This is a genomic window from Nonomuraea sp. NPDC050540 (assembly GCF_044457485.1).
Taxonomy (GTDB): domain Bacteria; phylum Actinomycetota; class Actinomycetes; order Streptosporangiales; family Streptosporangiaceae; genus Nonomuraea.
In genome coordinates, this window is record NZ_JBITHA010000032.1 from 1 (window position 1) to 16,479 (window position 16,479).

At 70.9% G+C, this 16,479-nt stretch carries 15 protein-coding genes and 1 pseudogene; 9 read left to right on the forward strand and 7 right to left on the reverse strand.

The window, feature by feature from the left end:
- Window positions 1-107: 107 nt before the first annotated feature.
- From ACIBI5_RS51875 to ACIBI5_RS51885, 3 genes are read left to right on the forward strand one after another with little or no spacing between them, the layout of a single operon-like run.
- Window positions 108-1,268, forward strand: coding sequence for a cation:proton antiporter (locus tag ACIBI5_RS51875; protein ID WP_397258853.1), 1,161 nt, complete (start codon window positions 108-110; stop codon window positions 1,266-1,268).
- 11 nt (window positions 1,269-1,279) lie between these two features.
- A complete protein-coding gene (locus ACIBI5_RS51880) occupies window positions 1,280-1,846 on the forward strand; it encodes a class I SAM-dependent methyltransferase (RefSeq protein WP_397258855.1) in 567 nt (188 codons plus the stop codon).
- Window positions 1,847-1,878: 32 nt separating this feature from the next.
- Window positions 1,879-2,010, forward strand: coding sequence for a hypothetical protein (locus tag ACIBI5_RS51885; protein ID WP_397258857.1), 132 nt, complete (start codon window positions 1,879-1,881; stop codon window positions 2,008-2,010).
- Between the two features lie 180 nt (window positions 2,011-2,190).
- Here the strand turns inward: ACIBI5_RS51885 and ACIBI5_RS51890 are convergent, their stop codons facing one another.
- Window positions 2,191-3,603: a S41 family peptidase gene (locus ACIBI5_RS51890; protein ID WP_397258859.1), complete on the reverse strand. Its 1,413-nt coding sequence runs from the start codon at window positions 3,601-3,603 to the stop codon at window positions 2,191-2,193.
- 131 nt (window positions 3,604-3,734) lie between these two features.
- A complete protein-coding gene (locus tag ACIBI5_RS51895; protein WP_397258862.1) occupies window positions 3,735-4,844 on the reverse strand; it encodes a serine hydrolase domain-containing protein in 1,110 nt (369 codons plus the stop codon).
- Between the two features lie 167 nt (window positions 4,845-5,011).
- On the opposite strand from ACIBI5_RS51895, the gene ACIBI5_RS51900 reads away from it, so the two are divergent.
- Window positions 5,012-6,949, forward strand: coding sequence for a sensor histidine kinase (locus tag ACIBI5_RS51900; RefSeq protein WP_397258864.1), 1,938 nt, complete (start codon window positions 5,012-5,014; stop codon window positions 6,947-6,949).
- A gap of 5 nt (window positions 6,950-6,954) precedes the next feature.
- On the opposite strand, the gene ACIBI5_RS51905 is transcribed toward ACIBI5_RS51900, so the two are convergent.
- A complete protein-coding gene (locus ACIBI5_RS51905; RefSeq protein WP_397258866.1) occupies window positions 6,955-7,620 on the reverse strand; it encodes a TetR/AcrR family transcriptional regulator in 666 nt (221 codons plus the stop codon).
- Window positions 7,621-7,729: 109 nt separating this feature from the next.
- Here ACIBI5_RS51905 and ACIBI5_RS51910 point away from each other — a divergent pair, with 109 nt between their 5' ends.
- The 3 genes from ACIBI5_RS51910 to ACIBI5_RS51920 are packed head-to-tail and all read left to right on the forward strand — an operon-like array spanning window position 7,730 to window position 11,049.
- A complete protein-coding gene (locus ACIBI5_RS51910; RefSeq protein ID WP_397258868.1) occupies window positions 7,730-8,917 on the forward strand; it encodes a cytochrome P450 in 1,188 nt (395 codons plus the stop codon).
- A gap of 28 nt (window positions 8,918-8,945) precedes the next feature.
- Complete coding sequence (locus tag ACIBI5_RS51915) at window positions 8,946-9,578, forward strand: DedA family protein (RefSeq protein WP_397258870.1); 633 nt, start codon at window positions 8,946-8,948, stop codon at window positions 9,576-9,578.
- Window positions 9,571-11,049: an MDR family MFS transporter gene (locus ACIBI5_RS51920; protein WP_397258872.1), complete on the forward strand. Its 1,479-nt coding sequence runs from the start codon at window positions 9,571-9,573 to the stop codon at window positions 11,047-11,049. The genes ACIBI5_RS51915 and ACIBI5_RS51920 overlap by 8 nt, the downstream gene beginning before the upstream one ends.
- 89 nt (window positions 11,050-11,138) lie before the next feature.
- Here ACIBI5_RS51920 and ACIBI5_RS51925 read toward each other — a convergent pair whose 3' ends face one another.
- From ACIBI5_RS51925 to ACIBI5_RS51935, 3 genes are all read right to left on the reverse strand, one after another.
- Window positions 11,139-12,137 (reverse strand): NAD-dependent epimerase/dehydratase family protein, encoded by a 999-nt coding sequence (locus tag ACIBI5_RS51925; RefSeq protein WP_397258874.1) that lies wholly within the window; start codon window positions 12,135-12,137, stop codon window positions 11,139-11,141.
- Between the two features lie 8 nt (window positions 12,138-12,145).
- Window positions 12,146-12,388, reverse strand: a complete 243-nt coding sequence (locus ACIBI5_RS51930) for a hypothetical protein (protein WP_397258876.1) — start codon at window positions 12,386-12,388, stop codon at window positions 12,146-12,148.
- A 244-nt stretch (window positions 12,389-12,632) separates the two neighbouring features.
- Window positions 12,633-13,766, reverse strand: coding sequence for a serine hydrolase domain-containing protein (locus ACIBI5_RS51935; protein WP_397258878.1), 1,134 nt, complete (start codon window positions 13,764-13,766; stop codon window positions 12,633-12,635).
- 249 nt (window positions 13,767-14,015) lie between these two features.
- Between ACIBI5_RS51935 and ACIBI5_RS51940 the strand changes: the two are divergent.
- Window positions 14,016-14,294 (forward strand): annotated as a pseudogene (locus tag ACIBI5_RS51940) (ATP-binding protein); the annotation flags it as partial.
- Window positions 14,295-14,949: 655 nt separating this feature from the next.
- On the opposite strand, the gene ACIBI5_RS51945 reads toward ACIBI5_RS51940, so the two are convergent.
- Window positions 14,950-15,309, reverse strand: a complete 360-nt coding sequence (locus tag ACIBI5_RS51945) for a hypothetical protein (RefSeq protein ID WP_397109714.1) — start codon at window positions 15,307-15,309, stop codon at window positions 14,950-14,952.
- A 641-nt stretch (window positions 15,310-15,950) separates the two neighbouring features.
- On the opposite strand from ACIBI5_RS51945, the gene ACIBI5_RS51950 reads away from it, so the two are divergent.
- Entirely contained in the window at window positions 15,951-16,205 is a 255-nt protein-coding gene (locus tag ACIBI5_RS51950; RefSeq protein WP_397109716.1) for a hypothetical protein, read from the forward strand.
- The last annotated feature ends 274 nt before the right edge of the window (window positions 16,206-16,479 follow it).

Here is a 16,479-nt window from a genome sequence, read left to right on the forward strand (position 1 = left end):
CCCCCGACCTCGCCCTGCTGGCCGGCGACGTCATCGTCGTCGTCGGCACGGCCGAGTCCACCGCGGCGGTCGCCGAGATCCTCGCCACCGGATAGAAAAGACACCGCGTGCACCACACCGCCATCCTCATCCTCGAACTCGGCGCCATCATCCTCGGCCTCGGCGTGCTCGGCGCCTTAGCGGTACGGGCCGGCATCTCCCCCATCCCCCTCTACCTCGTGGCCGGCCTCGCCTTCGGCCAAGGCGGCATCCTCCCCCTGGCCACCAGCGGCGAATTCATCGCCACCGGCGCCGAGATCGGCGTCATCCTCCTGCTCCTCACCCTCGGCCTCGAATACAACGCCTCCGAGCTCGTCTCCTCCCTGCGCAGCAACGCCCGCGCCGGCCTGGTCGACCTGGTGCTCAACGCCGCGCCCGGCGCGATCGCCGCCCTGCTGCTCGGCTGGGGCCCGGTCGCCGCCGTCGCCATGGCCGGCGTCACCTACGCCACCTCCTCCGGCATCACCGCCAAAGTCCTGTCCGACCTGGGCTGGATCGGCAACCGGGAAACCCCCGTCGTCCTGTCCCTGCTGGTCTTCGAAGACCTCACCATGGCCCTCTACCTGCCCATCCTCACCGCCATGCTGGCCGGAGTCAGCTTCGCCGGCGGCGCGGTGACGGTCGGCATCGCGCTGGCGACCGTCAGCGTCGTCCTGCTCATCGCGCTGCGCTTCGGCCGCTACATCGAAAAGTTCGTCGCCAGCCCCTCCAGCGAGGTCCTGCTACTCAAAGTGATCGGACTCGCGCTCCTGGTCGCCGGCATCGCCACCAAACTCCAGGTCTCCGCCGCGGTCGGCGCCTTCCTCGTCGGCATCGCCCTGTCCGGCGAACTCGCCCACGAAGCCCGCACCCTGCTCGCCCCGGTACGCGACCTGTTCGCCGCCGTCTTCTTCGTCTTCTTCGGCCTGCAAACCGACCCCGCCGCCATCCTGCCCGTCGCCGGACTGGCCATCCTGCTGGCCGTCGTCAGCATGATCACCAAACTGCTCACCGGCGCCTACGCCGCCCGCCGCGCCGGCATCGCCAAAGCCGGCCAAGCCCGCGCCGGCATCGCCCTCATCCCCCGCGGCGAATTCAACATCGTCATCGCCGGACTGGCCGTCGCCGCGGGAGCGCACCCCGACCTCGGGCCGCTGGCCGCCGCCTACGTCCTCATCCTGGCCGCCTTCGGGCCGCTGGCCGCCAAACTCGTCCAGCCGCTGATCACCGCGATCGCCCGCCGTACCTGAAACTGAAAGACATGGGGCGGTTCGAACGGTGGGCGGCAGGCTACGACGACAGCCTGCCGGCCGCCGTGAGCGAGCCCGTGCAGGCCGCTCTGCTGGACCTGCTGGACAGCCATCGGCCGCCGCCCGGCGTACTGGTGGACGTGGGCTGTGCCACCGGGCGCCTGCTCCGGCGCGCGCGCGAGCGCTATCCGGACGCGCGCCTGATCGGGGTGGACGCCGCCCACGCCATGCTCACCGCCGCCCGCCCCCGCCCGTCCGGTTCCTGGCTGGTGCGGGCGCGGGCGGAACGGCTGCCGCTCGCCGACTCCGGCGCGGACGTGGTCACCGCCACCCTGAGCTGCCGCCACTGGCACGACCTGGCGGCCGGGCTGCGTGAGATCGCCCGCGTGCTCGCCCCCGGCGGGGTGTTCGCCTACGCCGACCTCACCCACCCACCGCCCCGCCGCCTGAACCCCCGCCCACGCCCCGACGGCCTGTCCCGCCACCTGGCCGCCGCCGGACTCGCGATCCAGGCGCAGCGCGTGATCAGCGGGACGGTGCTGTTCCCCTGGTTCCGCCTGGTCATCGCCGGGAGATGACGCGACACCGGCCTCTCCCCGGATCGGCACGGGTGGGGAGCGTCGTCCCACGGTCCTCGACGCGGCTGGGAGCAGGCCGTACCCACGAGGTGACGGTGACCTGCGAGGCGTTCTCCCTCGACGCGAAGGTGTCCGGCACCTTCGACGGCATCCTCTTCGGCTAGACCCGCCGGTCCTTCGCGGTTGCCTCAGCCTGACGACATGGCCTGGGGGCGCTCATGCTCACCGACGCCGGGAATCGCGACTCTCTCCGGGCGGCTGATGATTCCCAGGAGATTCGCGGCGGGCCGCTTCGCCGTACCGGCACGACTGGAAGGGTACGGCGGAGCGGCGCGGCCGTGACCTCAGCCCGCGAGCAGGCTGAGTGCCTTGGCCAGGGCGGGGTCCTTTCCGGTGCTCAGGTCCTTGGGCGTCGTGGGGACGTGGTGGTCGGGAGCCACGCCGATGCCGTCGATGACCTCCCGGTTGGGCCCGAGGTCGTGGGTGATGGGCAGGCCCAGGACGCTGTTGTCGTTCAGGAGCAGGGGACGCGCCGGGCCGGAGACCAGGCCGGCGGTGCGGGTGCCGACGATGGGGCCGAGCTTGAGGTCGCGGACGGCGGCGGCGGTCGCGTCGCAGGCCGAGGCGCAGTCGCGGTCGGTCAGCACGGCCAGGGGCAGGCCGAGCAGCGGAACGCTGTCGTCCACCTTGTACGGCGTGCAGACCTCCTTCTGGTCGCAGCCGTAGCGCCAGACCTTGCCGTGCACGAACGCGCCGAGCAGGCGCGGGACCTCCATGGCGGCGCCGCCGCCGTTGCCGCGCAGGTCCAGGATCAGGCCGGTGAGTTTGCCGCCCTCGCGCAGCTTCTTGATCTGCTTGAACACCTCGTCGGCCACGCCGCGCCCGAAGCCGGCCAGCTTGACGTAGCCGATGCCGTCTTTCAGGCGCTTGCCGGAGACGTACCGCACCGGCATGCTGAACAGCCCCGGCCGCACGGTGACGGTCCAGGTACGGCCGGTGGAGGGGCGCCGGACCTTGAGGCGCAGCTTCTCCTGCTGCGGATACTGCTGGTTCAGCCAGCGGGCCACGCCGGGCGAGAGCATGCCGTTGGCGAACGGCGGCACCCCGTTGACCGCCTCGATCACGTCACCGGGACGCAGCCCCTTCCCCGCGGCGGAGCTGTTGGGGCTCACCCCGGTCACGTGCAGCGGGGGCGTGGCGCGCTCCGGGCCGGACTGCGCGATGGCGCCGGAGGGCGAGGTGATGAGTCCCGTCCCGTAGAAGGCGGGCTTCGTCGGGTCGATGCCGGGCGGATCGACGTTCCTGTTCCACATGACGTGGTTGTCGTGCAGGCCGGCCAGCATTCCCCGCATGGTCGACTCGCCCACGGCCTGACGCGCCGCGGGGTCGTCCGGCAGGGAGTCGATGACCTGCTCGTACACCTTCTTGAAGGCGTCCCAGTCACGGTCGCGGTCACCGGACAGGACCGGCATGGTCGCCTCGGTCCTGTCCAGGCCGCGCCGGTGGAGCTCCCGTGTGAGCCCGGCGAACGCCCCGGTCAGCAGGTCGCGGTGGTTGAGCTTGGCGCCGGCGGCGTAGTGGGTGAACAGGCAGAAGTAGCCCTGGCCGACGGTGTCGGCCGTGGTCGGCTTCAACGGCAGCGGCTTCGGGGCCGTGGGTTCCGCGCACGCCGGTGGCCGGTCGACGGCCGCGGAGGCCGTGGCCGAGCTTGACAGAACGGCGACGGCGCACAGCGTCACGGCCAGCCAATTCTTCATGAGGGTGTCTCCTCGCATGGGATTCGAGCTGCACTTTCACGCTAGGGAGCGCCGGGAGCGGCGATCTCCCCTCCGGGGACGAAATGTGCGACGGGCCAGTTGGCGGGCGTCGTCCTTCCCGGGGATGAGGCCTACGGGCAGAGCACGGCGGCCGCCGCCTTCCGCATCCCCTCAGGATCGGACAGCGCGTCGCCGCGCAGCTTGTCCGGCCCGCTGAACGTGACGGAAAGGGCGAACTGCCGCCTGCCGTCCTTGGAGGAGACGGTGGCGCTGATGTAGCCGGGGAAGCTGCCCGCGTTCGTGTGGACGTCGCACTTCTCCTGCGGCCCGGTGGGCACGCCTTCCGGCGGGTCGGTGAGCACCTTCATCAGCTCCGGCGGCAGCAGCGTGCCCCGCAGATAGGCTCGGGCGAAGGCGCTGAGGTCGCGGGCCGTGGAGACGACGCCGCCCGCCGCACCGCCGAAGGACGGGTTCTGCCTGGTCACGTCGCGGAGCCTGCCGGAACGGTCGGGCACATAGCTGTGCGCGTGCCTGCCCTTGATGCCCGGCGCGGTGGACAGGTAGCTGCGCGTCATGCCCAGCGGCCTGAAGACCCGCCGGTCGAGCTCGCCCGGCAGTGAGCGGCCGGTGACCTTCTCCACGATCATGCCGAGCAGCGTGTAGTTGGTGTTGGAGTAGGAGAAGCGCTCGCCGGGCGCACCGGTGCGCGGCAGCCCGCTCGACATCTTGACCACCTCCAGCGGGCGGTAGTCGCGATGGACGTTCGTGAAGAGGTACCGGTCGGGGTCGGCTGCCATGGTGACCGACCAGTCCGGGATGCCCGAGGTGTGGCGCAGGAGCTGCCGCAGGGTGATCTCGTCCGCCTTCTTCACGACGGCGTCGCCGGCGACCACGGGCAACAGCTCGCTCAACGTGTCGTCCAGCCCGATCCTGCCTTCCTTGACCAGCTGCAGCACGGCCACGCCGATCATGAGTTTGGTCTGGGAGCCCGCCCGGTAGCGGGCGTCGGGCGACACCTTTCCGCCCTTGCCGTCACGCAGCCGGGATCCGGCCGAGCCGCGGCCGACCACGCGCCCGTCGACTCGCGCCTCGCCGATCGCGGCCAGCACACCCGGCCGCCGGGCCAGGGCGTCCAGCGCCTCCTGCACGTCGCCGAGCCGCTCCCGGTCCGCCGCCCGCGCCGTCGCGGGCAGCCCGCAGACCAGCACCACCGACAGCGCGGCCACCATGGTTCGCTTCATGTTTCGCTTCCCTTCTCACGAGGTCCTTTCACGCTAGGAAGCGGGCACGGCGCCGGAATCGGCCCCTGGAACCGGATCGGCGGCAGGCCGGTCGGCGGGGCTCTCACCCGCGAGGATGACGGGCCGGCTCACAACGGCCATAACAGCGGGTCCGTATCTTGGCCCGCATGGAATGGACGGTCGGGCTGGGCGACAGAGGCGTCACGCTCGGGCTGTCCGACCCGGCGCAGTTGTGGTGGCCGGCCGCTCTCCTGCTGGTCATGGTTGTGCTGTACGGCCTCGCCGTACGGCACCTCGCGGAGACGGCCGTGCTGGCGGCGGGGATCGCGGTGGCCACGACGGCCGTCGTGATCGCGGCCCGCGGCCACCAGCCCCAGGCCGTCGCCGGGGCGACGCTGCTGACGGCCGGGCTGGCGGCGTCGGCGTGGGCGCTGGGCCGCGCGTCCAGGCGGCGTGCCGCCCGCCGCCGCGCCCAGGCCGCGCACCGCGCCGGGATCCGGTCGGTGCCCGGGTTCGCCGCCGACACCGAACGGCTCAGGCTCGCCACCGAGCTCCACGACACCCTCGTCCACCGGCTCACCGGCATCGTGGTCGGCCTGTCCGCCGCGCTGCGCCTGCGTGACCAGGACCTGCTGGCGCGGGCCATGCGGAACGCCGGGGAGGCGGGTCGCCTGGCCGTCACCGAGCTGGACGCGCTGGCCACCGGCCGCCCCGTCCCGGTCGAGCCGGCCGCCGTCGACGCCCTCGTGGCGGCCTGGCCGCAGCCCGGCCTGTCCTACACCAACACCGCCGGCCGGATGCCGCCGCCGGTCGCCGCCCTCGCGTACCAGGTCGTGCGTGAGGCGCTGACCAACACCGCGCGCCACGCGCACGGCGGCCGGGCGCGGGTCGTGATCGAGGAACGCCGGCACGGCCTGCTGGTGACGGTCACCGACGAGGGCGGATCCGCGCTCGGCGGGCCCGAGGGCGGTCAGGGCCTGCGCGGGCTGGCCACGGTCGTCGCCGCGCGCGGCGGCAGCCTCACCGCCGGTCCCCGGGGACGCGGCTGGCGGGTGCGGGCGGTCCTTCCCCTGTCCGGGGAGGAGGCGCGGACCCCGATCCGGTCCTGGCGCGGCGCTCGCGCGGCCGACCACGCGCTGGTCCTGCTGGCCGTGGCGCTGTCGCTCGGCTCCATGCTCCTGCCCGGACGGCTGCCGCGCGTGACGGGCGAGCAGGTCATCGTGCTGGCTCCGCTGCTCGTCCTGCACGCCCTGCCGCTGGCCTGGCGGCGCCGCGCGCCCGGACCCGCTCTGGCGATGGCCCTGGCCGTCCATCCGCTTCTGCTTCTGTGGCCGGTCCAGCATCCCGGTGACGTCTTTCTCACCGGTTGCTGGGTCGAGCTCACGCTCGTCTTCACCCTCGCGGCCGTACGGCGGCGCGCGAGCCTCCCGGCGTCTCTGGCCGTCACCGTCGTCGCCGCCGCGACGCTCACGACCGGGCCCGGGGCGGCCTCGGGGGCCCTGCTGACCCTGCTGACCGCGGCGCTGGCGACGGCGGTCTGGGGTTTCGGCCTGGCAGCCGGAGCCGCCGGGGCGCGCCGCCACGCCGCCGACGCGCGCGAGCGCGCCGTACTCGCCGGACGGGCGACGGCCGCGACGCTGTCCGAACGCGAACGCGTGGCCGCCGGCCTGCGGGAGTCGGTGGCCACGCGAATCAGGACGGTCGCCGCCACCGCCCGGGCGGGATGTCCCGAAACCACGCTCGCCGAGGCCCGCGCCGCGCTCGCCGTGCTCAGGCAGGTGCTCGCGACGATGCGCGACCCGGTCGGCGGCGACGACCCGCCGCCCACCCTGCCGGGGATCGCCGCCCTCGCCGCCCGGCACGGCGTCTGCGCCCGCTACACCGGGATCCGCCGCGACCTGCCCGCTGCGACCGAGGTCACCGCCTTCCTCGCGGCCCAGGCGATCCTGCCTCATGAGCCGACCGTGTCCTACCTGCCCGCGGGCGTCACGGTGTCGGGCAGCGCGGGACACGACGCCCGGCGCCGGCTGCGGGAGCTGGCCGACGTCGCCGGCGGCCGGATGACCCGTTCCGACGGCGGGGTGCGCGTCTGGTTCCCGGCGTGAACGCCTTACCGAGGAGACTTCCGCGTCGTCAGCATCGTCCGCGTCGTCAGCGGAGGTAGCGGGGTGGCGGCGGCGGGGCGCAGCGCGTCCAGCAGAAGCACCAGGTAGCGCCGCCACCCCTCATTGGGCTCGCTGCCCAGGCTCCTGGCGCCGATGAGCAGGTCTCCGGGGTCGCTGCCCAGCCGCTGCACCGCGATGAGCATCGTGAACAGCCTGGGCACGTCCTCCCCTGTCAGGTCCGCGCGCACGAGCCCCGCCTCCTGCGCGCGGCCGAGCAGGACCGTCAGCGAGTCGAAGTACTGCGAGGCGAGCCCGAGGAAGGCCGCGGGACCTCGGGCGGCGGCGAACGTCGCCCTCTCCCCCGCCGCCACCTCCAGCACCGTTTCGAGCAGCAGCACGATCCCCGCCCAGGGATCGGGGTCGGCCAGCGCCCGATGCATGGCGGGTTCGACGTCCTCGTCGAATCTGCGCCTGACGATCGTCAGGATCAGGTCCTCCTTGCTGGCGAAGTGGCGATACAGCGTCGCCTGTCCCACCCCCGCCCGCCTGGCGATGTCGTCGAGTTGCGCCTCCGCGCCCTGCTCGGCGAACACCTCACGCGCGGCGGCGATGATGCGTTCGACGTTGCGGGCGGCGTCGGCGCGCAGTCTGCGCGGGGCTTCGGCGTTCACGGAGTACATCCTACCTGAGTGAGAGTTGGCTCCCAGTTGTGCTACCGTCGAAATCAGCCATAAACGAGAGTCGACTCTCACTCATGTTCGTGCGAGAAAGGACGACACCATGGCCCTCCACGTGCAACGCGACGGCTACCACCCCGGCGAGACCCTCTACCAGCTCCGTGACGAGGCCCCCGTCGCCGAGTACCGGCTGCCGATCGGCCTCCAGTCCATGCCCGCCTGGCTCGTCACCCGCCATGAGGACGTCCGCCGGGTCCTGAGCGACTCCGCCCTGTTCAGCAGCACCGGCGGGGCGCAGGTCGCGTACCTGGGCGAGGAGTCCGCGGCCCGGCTCAGCATGAGAGCTCCCGGCAAGTTCATCGAGGAGGACCCACCCGAACACACCCGCCTGCGCCGCCTGCTGACCCGGGAGTTCACCGTCAGGCGCATCCAGGCCCTGGTGCCGCGCATCGAGACGTACGTGGACGACCTGCTCGACACCATGGAGAGCAGCGGCGGGCCCGTCGACCTGATCGAGTCGTTCGCGCTGCCGCTGCCCTCCCTGGTGATCTGTGAGCTGTTCGGCGTCCCGTACGAGGACCGCGACGAGTTCCAGGAGCGCAGCAGCGCCCAGCTCGACTTCCAGCGCAGCATCCCGGAGAGGGTCGCCATCGCCGCCGAGTCGCATGCCTACATGGCCAAGCTGGTCGCCCTCCAGCGTGCGGACCCCGGTGACGACCTGCTCGGCATGCTGGTACGCGAGCACGGTGACGCGATCACCGACGAGGAGCTGTCGGGGATCGGCGCGTTGCTGCTGCTGGGGGGTCACGAGACGACCGCCGCCATGCTCGGTCTCGGCACGCTGCTCCTGCTCGACCATCCCGAGCAGGCCGACCAGGTCCGCGACCGGCCGGGAGCGGTCGAGCAGGCGGTGGAGGAGATGCTGCGCTACCTGTCCGTCGTGAGCATCCCCGTCATCAGGACCGCGACCGAGGACGTGACCCTGGGCGGCCGGCTGATCAAGGCGGGCAGCGCGGTCGTCTGCTCACTCGCCATGGCCAACCGTGACCACACGCTCGCCGAAAGTCCCGATGTCTTCGACATCACCCGCGAAGCCGCGTCGCACATCGCGTTCGGTCATGGCATCCACCACTGCATCGGCGCGCCCCTGGCCAGGACGGAGATGCGGATCGCCTTCCCGGCGCTGCTGCGCAGGTTTCCCGGCCTGCGGCTGGCCGTACCCAGGCAGGACATCGTGTTCCGCGTCAACTCGGTCTCACACAACGTGCAGGCCCTCCCGGTCGCCTGGTGAGCGGAGCCTTGACGGGGGAAGGCTCACTGTGGATCGCTGGCTGATCGACGCGCTCACGGGAGTGAGCCCCGGATGGCTGTACGTCGTCGTGGGCGCGCTCGTCACCGCCGAGTCGGTGCTGTTCGGCCTCGTCCTGCCGGGCGAGCTCGTCCTGCTCCTCTCCGGCTTCCTGGCCTACCACCAGAAGGTGAGCCTGGTGGTCATGCTCCTCGTCACCGGCGGGTCGGCGGTCGGCGGATACCTGCTGGGCTACGAGGTCGGCCGCAGGTTCGGGACGGGGCTGCGGACCCGCGGGATCGGGCGGCGCATCGGCGAGCGCCGCTGGAGGCGGGTCGACACCGCCCTGGCCACCAAGGGCGGCAGGGCGATCCTGATCGGGCGCCTCGTCGGCCTCCTGCGCGCGATCATGCCGGTCGCGGCGGGCATGACTCGCATGCCGTACAACACCTTTCTGACCTACTCCACGCTGGGTGGCCTGGTGTGGGCGCCGGGGTTCGTGCTGATCGGGTACACGGTGGGCGGCTCGTACCAGAAGATCGCGCAGGTGGTCGGGCCCGCCAGCCTGGGGCTTCTCGCCGCAGGCGTCGTGATCCCCGTCGGCGTCATGATCATCCGCAGGTACGCGCGCCGTGACAGCCACCGCGGGAGCGACAGTGGCTGACCGCAAGCCCGGTTCGATCTACTTCGGCGTGTTCGGCCTGATGCTCGGCATGTTCCTGGCGATGCTCGACGGCATGATCGTGGGTACGGCGCTGCCCATGATCGTCGGTGACCTGGGCGGGCTGGAGCACTTTTCGTGGGTGGTGACGGCCTACCTGCTGGCCACCTCCGCGACCACGCCCCTGTGGGGGAAGCTCGGCGACATGTACGGCCGCAAGGGCGCCTTCATGGCCGCGATCACGCTCTTCATGATCGGTTCGGCGCTGGCGGGGCTGGCCGCGAACATGGGCCAGCTCATCGCCTTCCGGGCGGTACAGGGCCTCGGGGCGGGCGGGCTGATGGTCGGCGCGCTGTCGATCGTCGGCGTGCTGGTGCCGCCGGGAGAGAGCGGCCGCCTGCAGTCGATCACCGGCGCGATCACGCCCATCGCCTTCGTCGGCGGGCCGCTGCTCGGCGGCCTGCTGACGGAGCGGCTGGACTGGCGCTGGACCTTCTACGTCAACCTGCCCGTCGGCCTGATCGCCCTGCTGATCATCGGCATCGGGGTGAAGCTGCGGACCGAGCGGATCAAGGCGAGCGTCGACTACCTGGGCGCGACCCTGCTGACCACCGCCATCGTGGCCCTGACGCTGGTGGCGGCCGGCACCGTCGCGTGGACCTCGCCGCAAGGCCTCGTCCTGTCCTTCGTCGCGGTCGCCGCACTCGCCGGGTTCGTGTACGCGGAAAGGCGCGCCGCCGAACCCGTCATCCCGCCCCGCTTGTTCGGCGACCGCGACTTCACCCTCGCCCAGATCCTCACCTTCGTCTTCGGCGCCGTCGTCTTCACCGTGACGAACTACCTCCCGCAGTACATGCAGTTCGTCCAGGGCGCCTCGCCCACCGCCAGCGGCATGCTGCTGCTGCCCCTGATGTTCGGCATGCTCGCCACCCAGCTCACCGCCGGCCATCTCATCGGCCGCACGGGCCGCTACCGCGTCTACCCGATACTCGGCGCGGTCGCGATGGCCGCCGGTTCCCTGCTCCTGCTTCTGCTCGACGTGGACACCGGCGCGATCCTCGCCTCCGCCCTCACCCTGGTCGTCGGCCTCGGCCTCGGACTGCTGATCCAGAGCACCATCCTGATCACGATCAACGGCGCGGCCCCGCGCGACATGGGCGCCGCGAGCGGAACCGTCACGCTGATGCGGACGGTCGGCGGTTCGCTGGGCATCGCGGTGTTCGGCGCCGTCTACTCAGGTCGCGTGGAAGGCGTGCTGACCGACCGGCTCGGCCCCGCGGCCGCCCACCGGCTGGCCACGGGCGGCGAACGGCTCACGCCCGCCGTCCTGCAGTCCTTACCCGGCCCCGTCCGCGAGGCCTTCCGCACCGCTGTCACGGGCGGCATGCACGCGCTCCTGATCGGCTGCGCGATCCTGTCACTCCTCGCCGTCGTCGCGGCCTTGTTCCTCAGGGAAACCCCGCTCCGCGAGTGACCCACCGGCGGCGCGGCCCGATCCCGCCACGGCCGTACCAGCTGATGGAAGGGAACCGACGCGGGAGCGCAGGCGGGCCCTTGCGCGGATCACAGCTGGGACAGGACGCGCTGCTCGGCCGCCGGGTCGGCCCAGGTGCCGGGGTCGGTCCCCGCCGGGTGGATCGGGGGGTCGCCTTCGGACTGGAGCCAGGCCCAGGTATCGGCGAGGGTGTCGCGCAGCGGGCGGACGGTCAATCCGGCGTCGAAGACCGCGGTGGTGTCGGCGTCGTGCATCCCGGCCGGTGGCGAGCCGTCGGGCATGTACATCGACAGCTCCTGGCCGAGTGGCAGCTTCTCCCGGGCCAGCAGGTCGCCGGGGGCCCAGACGAGTTCGGCGGTGGAGCCGGTCACGTCCATCGCGGTGGTCAGCATCTCCCGCGTCGTGACGGCGTGGGGCCGTCCGGTGACGACGAAACCGCCGCCGAGCCCGTGTTCCGCGGAGCGCAGCAGCCAGTCGGCCATGTCGCGCACGTCGACGTACTGCAGGGGTGTGTCGGCCGGGCCGGGGGCGAGCACACGGCCGCCCTTTTCCAGGCGGCGCAGCCACCACGGGATGCGGCCGACGTTCTCGTAGGGGCCGAGGATCATGCCGGCCCTGGCCAGCAGGGCGCGCTCGCCGAAGGATTCCAGGACGGCGAGCTCGCCGCCGCGCTTGGCCGCGGCATAGTCCGAGCTTTCGGCACTGGCGAGGTCGCCCTCGACGAGCGGGGCGCTCTCGTCGTCACCCGGCGACCAGGGCCAGCTGTACACGCCGCGGGTGGAGACGTAGACGTAGTGCCGCGCGCGGCCGGCCAGCAGGCGGGCGCTGTCGCGCACCACGCGCGGCGCCCAGTACCAGGTGTCGAGCACCGCGTCCCATTCGCCGTCGCCGAGGGCGCCGGCGACCGAGGCCGGGTCGGTGCGGTCGGCGATGAGCGCCCGGACACCGGGAGCAGGCGGACGGCTGACGCCGCGGTTGAGCGTGGTCACCTCGTCACCACGGCGGAGCGCGGATTCGACGACGGCACGGCCCACGTGATGGGTGCCGCCCAGAACGAGCAGTTTCACGGGCTTCCTCAGATCATGGAGGGGTCGAAGGGGATGGGAGCGAGCCGGTAGTCCTCCGGGGGCTCGGCGCCCATCAGGTGGCGGACCAGGAAGTCCCAGCACCGCCGGGTCACAAGGTCCCCGGTGTGGTCGAGCCGCAGGTCCCCGCTACTGGCGGAGGCCCGGACCTCACCGAGGCGGCCGTGGCAGAGCAGGTTCCCCTCGACGAGCCTGACGGTCAGCTCGCAACCGCTGGGCAGGTCGAGGGTCACCGCGACGCGGCCGGAGCCCGCGCTTGAACCAGGTGCGGGAGCTGTCCTTCACCGACAGGCGGCCGTCGGCGAACTCGACCGCGACGCGTTCGGCCGCGGCGACGTCGCTGGTGCCGGCCGGATCCCGCGGGCGTACCTCGGCGGTGGTCCGGGCGGACGCGCCCGCGCTGACGGTGACGTCGGCGGCGGCCACTTCGACTGTCACGCTGATCGGTCCCGGCGTGTCGAACGTGGGCATGAGGCGCTACATCCCCTTGCCGAACTCTGCCTTGACGAGGTCGAAGACGATGTCCCAGGTCTTCCATTCGGTGTTGGTGTGCAGGGAGATCGCATGGTCGCCGTCGGGGGTGGCGATGGTGCAGGTGTAGGAGCCCCAGAGGCTTCCGCCGGCGCCGCGCAGGGTGAGGCCGTTGGTGATGTCCCGGTCGAATTCGAAGACGCCGAGGCCGTAGCGGGCGTAGGGCATCCAGTGGCCGCCCTCGGTGGAGATGGTGGTCCACATCTTGTGGTGCTGTTCTTCGGGCAGGAGGCTGCCGGAGGCCAGGGCGTTGATGAGGCGGATCATGTCGGTGGTGGTGGAGACGACGTCGCCGGCCGCCCAGCCGAGGGAGGTGTTGAACTCGGTGACGTCCAGGGGCGGGGTGCCGGGGTCTTCCATCACCGTCTGCCAGTTGTCGGCGGTGACGGCGGCGGGGTCGGTGCCGTCTTTCATGAACAGGGAGGAGTAGGCGCGGGGATGGGGGTGGGGGTAGGTGGATTCGTCCTGGCGGCGGACGTGGGTGTGGGTGAGGGCGAGGGGCTGGATGACGGTGCGGTCGACCTCGTCGGCGTAGCTGTTGCCGGTGACCTTTTCGATGATGGCGCCGGCGAGGTAGAACCCGCCGTTGGAGTAGGTGAAGGCGGTGCCGGGTTCGAAGACGGGTGGCTGGGAGACGGCCAGTTTGAGCAGGTCGTCCTTGGTCCATTGGTCGAGGTGGTGCCGGGCGAAGCCGGAGCGGGTGGCGTAGCGGTGGCTGGCTTCGGGGGCCAGGCCGGTGGCGAACAGGCCGCTGCTGTTGCTGAGCAGGTGCCGGATGGTGATGTTGTTGCCGTCGTAGCCGTTGGTGAGGATGCCGGGTAGGTGGTGTTCGACGGTGTCGTCGATGTTCAGCCGTCCTTCGGCTTCCAGGGTCAGGAGCGCGGTGGCGGTGAAGGCTTTGCCGGAGCTGCCGATGTGCAGGTGTTCGCCGGGGACGCGGCGGGTGCCGGTGGTGAGGTCGGCGACGCCGGCGGTGCCGAACCAGGTGTCGTCGCCGTGGCGGATTTCGGCGACGATGCCGGGCACGCCGTGTTCGGTGACCGCGCGGTCGAGGGCGTTCTGGATGTCGGTGTGGGTCATGGGGTGTCCTTGCTTGACGGGTCTTTGCGACATCTCGAAAGTTACGTTGCATACACGGAATCGTCAATCACGATTCTGCGAATCATCATGCAAATATGCAGGTCAAAGCGATGATATCGTTGCTTGGCGACTGTCAGCTAATGCAACGATCGTTTGCATGCAGCTGGGCTCACTCGGCGGGACCGTGGGCAAGGTCAGGGCTCTGCCCGTTCTCCGGGGTGTGCGGGACGGAGCAGTAGGTTGTTCGTCATGCTCTGGGGAAGGCGGCGGGAGACCGCCGAGATCGAGCGGCTGGTGGCGGGCGCCCGGTCCGGGCGCAGCGAAGCGCTGGTCCTGCGCGGCGAGCCCGGCATCGGGAAGTCGGCGCTGCTCCGGCACGCCGTCGACGTCGCCGGTACCGCTCGGGTCCTGCGCGGCACCGGGATCGAGTCCGAGAGCGAGCTGCCGTTCGCGGGCCTGCACCCCCTCCTGCACCCGTACCTCGCCCGCGCGGACACGCTGCCCGGCCGCCAGGCCACCGCACTGCGCGCGGCGCTCGAACTGGGCCCAGGCGCGGACGGTGATCGGCTCCTCGTGAGCGCGGACGACGACCGATCCCTCGTGGACGCGGACGGTGATCGGCTCCTCGTGAGCGCGGACGACGACCGATCCCTCGTGGACGCGGACGGTGATCGGCTTCTCGTGGGCGCGGACGGTGATCGGTTTCTTGTGGGTCTCGCGGTGCTGACCCTGCTCGCCGACCTTGCCGAGGGCGGGCCCGGCGCCGCCACCAGCAGCGACACCATGACCGGCACGCCCGGCAGGAACACCGAACCCCACCAGAAGTACTCCAGCAGCACGCCGCCCACCACGGGGCCGAGCGCGGTTCCCACCGAGAAGCACGCCGTCGAGGAAATCCGGCAGCGCAGGCTTCGGGCATGTTCCTCTCCGGGACGCCCCCCGGAGAGGGTGACGCATTCTCGTCGCAGGCCCTGCGTCATGGCCTGTCGGATGCGCCCGCCGAAGGGAGGTGCGCCTGGCTGTCCGGGTGGGTCAAGGCCCGGACATGAGGAGACCAGGCGGGAAGCTCGGGCGCGGATGGAGCTTCAGGTCATGGCTTGTATGGGCGGTCGGTCGTCCGTGTTCGTGATGTGGTCCGCGCGCGCCTCCGGTGTGACGCGTGCGGCCTCCTCCAGGTAGAGCGTCAGTCGGCCGATCTGCGGCGTCGGGTCTGGGATCGGAGCCAGAACAGAGACGCGGTGATACAGCCGGTGGTGGTTGCTGCTGCGGCGACGGCGATAAGCCAGGGTGGGGCGGTGGCCAGCCAGAGCAGGATGCCGATTCCCGTGCCGGGGACGAGGCCGGCGAGCGCGATCAGCAGGATGGACAGGGCCGGTCCGAAAGAGGCGTCATCCCTCGATTCTGTGGTGATCGTGAAGCGCAGGTTCTTCAGGTCAAGATCAACGTTGATCTTCTGGCGGGCGGGCAGTACGTCCGCACGCGAGGTGGGCTCACCTTCCTCTTGCGTCAGATCTGTGTCGGCGTCGACTTTTGATTTACGCACTGGCGGGTGGCTTTCTGATCATTGCCTGCGCTGGCGCGCGGCAGGTAAACGAACAGCGACTAACCCCATCGACCAGCACACACAGTGCACCTCACGTGCCTGGGCGTGGTCTCCAGGCCGCACTGTAGCACCCAACATCACATCAAGGCCACATCACGCGCACATGATGAGTGGTTTACGTATGCCTGTCTGCAGTCTTCTGCACGTAAAACAGAAGCTAACATGCAGGTAATTGCTTGACGTACGATGTATGCCTGCGTACTGTGGTGCGCGTGCATCCCGACGAGTTAGTTGGAGGTCGTATGTCCCCGCATCCCTCGAAACGCAGGTGGAGATCGGTGCCAGATCTACCACCCACGTGACGCACCATCGTTCTACGAGCGCGCCGCCGGCGCCCCAGGCCCAGCGTGCCCCCCTCCGCGAGTGAAACCTTCCTCCGCGAGGCTTTGGGCGTTCGCGCCACCAAGAGCGCGCGCTGAATATACGCAGGTCGACTGCGCGATCGACCACCCCTCCCCACCAACCTGACATTTCAATCGTTCCCCCCGGACGCAGACAGACGTGTGAGCTCGATCCACGTTGGTCTGCCTGGCTGTGCGATGGCGAAGCAAGACACAGCCCCTTATCGCGAGGGATCACGAATGACCAAGAACGGACCTGCTGTCGACGGGACTCCCACCACTACAGCGAAGCTTGAGCGCGTAACGGTCAACCTGACCCAGCGCGCAGCCCGCGCACTGGAAGAGGCAGTGGAGTTGTCCGGCGACAGCAAGACCGACATCATCAACCGCGCTCTGCAGGTCTACGCCTACCTTGAGCGCATCGACCACGACGGTGGCAAGGTCTACGTCCATGACCCCGATCAGGAACACCCTGAGCGCCTGAGATTCTTCTAGGCCCGTCCTGTCTCCGCGTTCATCAGAGCCCGCCTTCTCGCCTGGTGAACCACACCCGAAAGCGAACCGTTGACGAGATCACTCAGACAACCACGGCAGCCGCCCTGAAGCGGCGTGTAGCCCGCACAACGATCGTCGCGTGGCCCGACATCACCTGACCGGGGTAGGTGAGAGTCGGGCCACGCGCATGTTCGAGGCCGATCTGCTGCCGGCGAGGTCGCGCGGCGGGTCGGCGGCGAGATCGTTCCCGGCCGGGCCCAGGACCGTGGCAGGC

Bases quoted from the DNA above. Each gene is read 5' to 3' on its own strand.
- ACIBI5_RS51880 (WP_397258855.1), top strand. From the start codon at position 1,280: ATGGGGCGGTTCGAACGGTGGGCGGCAGGCTACGACGACAGCCTGCCG.
- ACIBI5_RS51890 (WP_397258859.1), bottom strand. From the start codon at position 3,603: ATGAAGAATTGGCTGGCCGTGACGCTGTGCGCCGTCGCCGTTCTGTCA.
- ACIBI5_RS51895 (WP_397258862.1), bottom strand. From the start codon at position 4,844: ATGAAGCGAACCATGGTGGCCGCGCTGTCGGTGGTGCTGGTCTGCGGG.
- ACIBI5_RS51900 (WP_397258864.1), top strand. From the start codon at position 5,012: ATGGAATGGACGGTCGGGCTGGGCGACAGAGGCGTCACGCTCGGGCTG.
- ACIBI5_RS51910 (WP_397258868.1), top strand. From the start codon at position 7,730: ATGGCCCTCCACGTGCAACGCGACGGCTACCACCCCGGCGAGACCCTC.
- ACIBI5_RS51935 (WP_397258878.1), bottom strand. From the start codon at position 13,766: ATGACCCACACCGACATCCAGAACGCCCTCGACCGCGCGGTCACCGAA.
- ACIBI5_RS51950 (WP_397109716.1), top strand. From the start codon at position 15,951: ATGACCAAGAACGGACCTGCTGTCGACGGGACTCCCACCACTACAGCG.